This is a genomic window from Sphingomonas sp. (genome assembly GCF_031361285.1).
Taxonomy (GTDB): Bacteria; Pseudomonadota; Alphaproteobacteria; order Sphingomonadales; family Sphingomonadaceae; genus Sphingomicrobium.
In genome coordinates this window covers 1-3419 of record NZ_JANMCO010000081.1, presented here as the reverse complement: position 1 = coordinate 3419, position 3419 = coordinate 1, and the positions used below count along the sequence as shown (strand labels likewise).

Annotated in this window: 3 protein-coding genes and 1 pseudogene; 2 read left to right on the top strand and 2 right to left on the bottom strand. The window is 61.8% G+C overall.

What is annotated here, in order from left to right; genetic code table 11:
• Positions 1–50: 50 nt before the first annotated feature.
• Positions 51–1466 (top strand): cardiolipin synthase, encoded by a 1416-nt coding sequence (gene cls / locus RMO25_RS08420; RefSeq protein ID WP_309662158.1) that lies wholly within the window; start codon positions 51–53, stop codon positions 1464–1466.
• A gap of 43 nt (positions 1467–1509) precedes the next feature.
• Positions 1510–1794, top strand: a complete 285-nt coding sequence (locus tag RMO25_RS08415) for a hypothetical protein (RefSeq protein WP_309662157.1) — start codon at positions 1510–1512, stop codon at positions 1792–1794.
• On the opposite strand, the pseudogene RMO25_RS08410 reads toward RMO25_RS08415, so the two are convergent.
• Both RMO25_RS08410 and RMO25_RS08405 read right to left on the bottom strand, forming a co-directional pair.
• Positions 1795–2346: pseudogene (locus RMO25_RS08410) on the bottom strand (DUF1003 domain-containing protein).
• A 70-nt stretch (positions 2347–2416) separates the two neighbouring features.
• On the bottom strand, positions 2417–3419 hold a 1003-nt coding region (locus tag RMO25_RS08405), incomplete at its 5' end, for a M20/M25/M40 family metallo-hydrolase (RefSeq protein WP_309662156.1).

The window sequence follows — 3419 nt, the reverse complement described above, 5'->3', positions numbered from 1 at the left end:
GCCACGCCGCCGAGGTGCTGGCGGCGGCGCGCTCGCTCGGCTGAGCTGCCGTGCCCAACATTGTCATCGCGGATTTCGAAAGGGCCTATTTGATCGGCAATTGGGTCATCCTGATTGCGATGTTGCTGGTGGTACCGATGCGCCGCACGCCCGAGGCGACGAGGAGCTGGCTGCTGCTCATCTTTTTCCTGCCAGTTGTCGGCTTGCTCCTCTATCTGGCGATCGGGCGAACCCGCTTTCCAGCCTGGCGCCGCGCCAGGTTCGCCCGCCTGTCGCCTTTTCTCGAGAGTGTGTCCGCGAAGTTCGCGGCGACATCGATCGACCCCGCAGACCCGCGCTACTCCGCGCTGGCTTTGGCGCAAAAACTTGGCGGTTGGCCCGCAGTGGATGGCAATACCGTCGCATTTTTGGACGATTACGACGATGTCATCGCTCGGTTGATTGCCGATATCGATAGCGCCCGGCTCAACGTCCGGCTCCTGGCCTATATTTTTGCCGATGATCCGACCGGTCGCCTGGTGATCGACGCGCTCGGCCGGGCCGTCCGGCGGGGCGTTGCCTGCCATGTCCTGGTCGATCCGATTGGTTCGCACCACTGGATCCGCAATACCCTCCGGCTCCTGCGGCAAGGCGGCGTCGAGACCCGGGAAACCCTGCCGTTGCATTTGCTTCGCGGCCGCACCCGCCGCGACATGCGCAATCATCGCAAATTGTTCCTGATCGATGGCACCATCGGCTACGCCGGGTCGCAGAATATAGTCGCCAAGGATTTCCGGCCGGGCATCGTCAACCGGGAGCTCGTGCTGCGCATGACCGGACCAGTCGTCGCACAGATGGACGCGCTGTTCGTCGGCGACTGGTATCTTGAGACCGAGACCATGCTTTCGACGCGGATCGACCCGCCGGCCTCGACCGGTGCCGCGATAGCGCAATTGCTGCCGAGCGGCGCCGACCATGGTGCCCAGGGGTTCCAGATCCTGCTCGTCTCGCAAATTCATGGCGCGCAAGATCGCGTCATGATCACGACCCCTTACCTCATTCCCGATGAAGGATTGCTCGGCGCCATGCGAACCGCCGTGCTGCGCGGGGTGGCGGTCGATGTGATCGTGTCCGCCGTGACCGACCAACCACTCGTCAACCTCGCCCAGCGTTCCTTTTATGACGAACTGCTCGCAATGGGAGTTCGGATCCACCGCTACCGAGACAATTTGCTGCATGCCAAGACGGTCAGTATCGACGGCACGCTCGCAGTCGTCGGATCGAGCAACGTCGATATTCGATCCTTTCAATTGAACGAGGAGGCGAGCGTCATGCTCTACGATCCATCGTCAATTGCGACCCTCGAATCGATCCAGCGGGATTACATTCTGCACAGCAGTTCGTTGAACCTCATAGAGTGGCGCCGGCGCGCGCCACTGACTAAGGTAGCCGAGAATTTGGCCCGTCTCGTAACTCCACTTCTCTGAAGCCGATCGCCTGGCATGCGGATCACAACATGGAGGCAAGCAATTGCCCAAGCATTCCCACATCCTCAACGCGGCTTCGAACCTCCTCGGCATCGCCCTGATCATCGTGACCGCCCTCCACGTGACCGGCCGGAACACACATACGGTGGCCGATGAGATCGCGTGGCTGTCGGCGATTTGTTTCACGCTCAGCTGTGTCTTCTCCTATTTCGCCATTCGGGCCGAGGCGCGGTCGAAGCGCTACGAGCTGTGGGCGGATCGTATCTTTCTCGCAGGCCTGTTCAGCCTGCTCACGGCGGTCACGACACTGGCCTTCCTGCGAAGTTGATCAATCACCTGCGCTTTTGTCCAACGATGTCGCACTCGGATCGAGTTTGGTGAGAATGCGGTCGAGCTTTTTGGCGATTGCAACGTCGATCTTTTCGTGGAGCCGCATGATTTCCAGTTCAGCGCGCAGATTGATCTCGAAGTCGAGGCTTGCCGCAACCCTGTCCTTCGCCGCTTGCCGATTTTGACTCATCAAGATGATCGGCGCCTGGACTGCCGCGAGGGTCGACAGCATCAGGTTGAGGAAGATGTAAGGGTAGGGATCGAAGGCAAGATTGAAATGCGCCAATACGTCTGTGTTGAGGATCATCCATCCGAACAACACCAGCGCGAAGGCGATGATGAAGCCCCATGACCCCCCGATTGCAGCGACCCGATCCGACAGCCGTTCGCCCTATTTTGATTGTTCATCCGAAACATCCGCGGCGTCGCGGCTGATCGGAATTCCGTGTTGGATTCCGCGCAAGACATTCTCTTCCTCGGGTTCGAGTGCCTGCCTTTGCTTGCGAAAAAGGCGCTCGGCCAGCGCATCGAGATGAAGATTCGTGGACATGTTCGATCTCCTCACGCGCACAGGGTACCTTACGCGGCCAAGGCGCGCACGTCAGCGAGGTAGCGCGAACCTATTTGCCGGCGAGGTCGCGCAGCATCAGCTGCCAGTGGACGACATTGTCGTAGAGCGACTCGATCGGCAGCCGCTCATCCTTGCCGTGGGCGCGGAAGTCGGTCGGTAACACCAGAGCGACGCCATTGGTGCCGTAAACCGGGATCCCGGCGACCCGGAACGGGCGCGCGTCGCTCGCCCCGGTCGACATTTCGGGGAACACCGGCATGCCCGGGTGCAGCGTTTGGGCCGCACGCGTGAAGGCGCCGGTGACGTCGGGGCGAAGCGGCGAGCTGATTGACGAGACGTATTTGTCGTTGCGGCTGACCACCACCGTCGGGTCGGCGACGATGCTGGTGAGCTCGGCCTGGATTGCGTTGGGGTCGGTGCCGGGGAAGATGCGGCAGTTGATCATCGCGGTGGCGAGCTGCGGCAGCGCGTTGTCGGCGTGGCCAGCGAACAGCCGGGTCGGCACACAGCGGGTGCGGGTCAGTGCGACTTCGCTTTCGCTCGCCTCGATCGCATCGGCGGCCGCATCATCCTTGGGATTGGCCAGCCAGGCGCGCATGGCATCGCCGAGCGGGCCCTTCTCCTGCCTGGCGCGCCCCGCAAAATAGGCTCGCGTCGTTTCGCTTTGCATCGGCGTGAAGCGGTATGCCTCGATCTTGTCGAGCGCATGGGCGAGGCTGTAGATCGCATTGTCCGTGCGCGGCTTGGACGAATGGCCGCCGCGGTTGCGCACGGTCAGTGTATAACTGGCAAAGGTCTTCTCGGCGGTCTGCATCCTGAAGCCGGCGTTGGTCCCGTCGGGGTTGAACCCGCCACCGCCGGCATCCGCATTGAGGCCGTATTCGGGGTTGCCGAGCAACTCACGCCATTCAGTCGCGCCCTTGTCGGCGCCGATGCCGTTGGTTTCCTCATCGCCGGTGAACAGCACGACGATGTCGCGCTTTGGCTTGAAGCCGGCCGCTTTGAGATTGATCATCGCCTGGGTGACGGCGGTGATGCCGTTCTTCATGTCG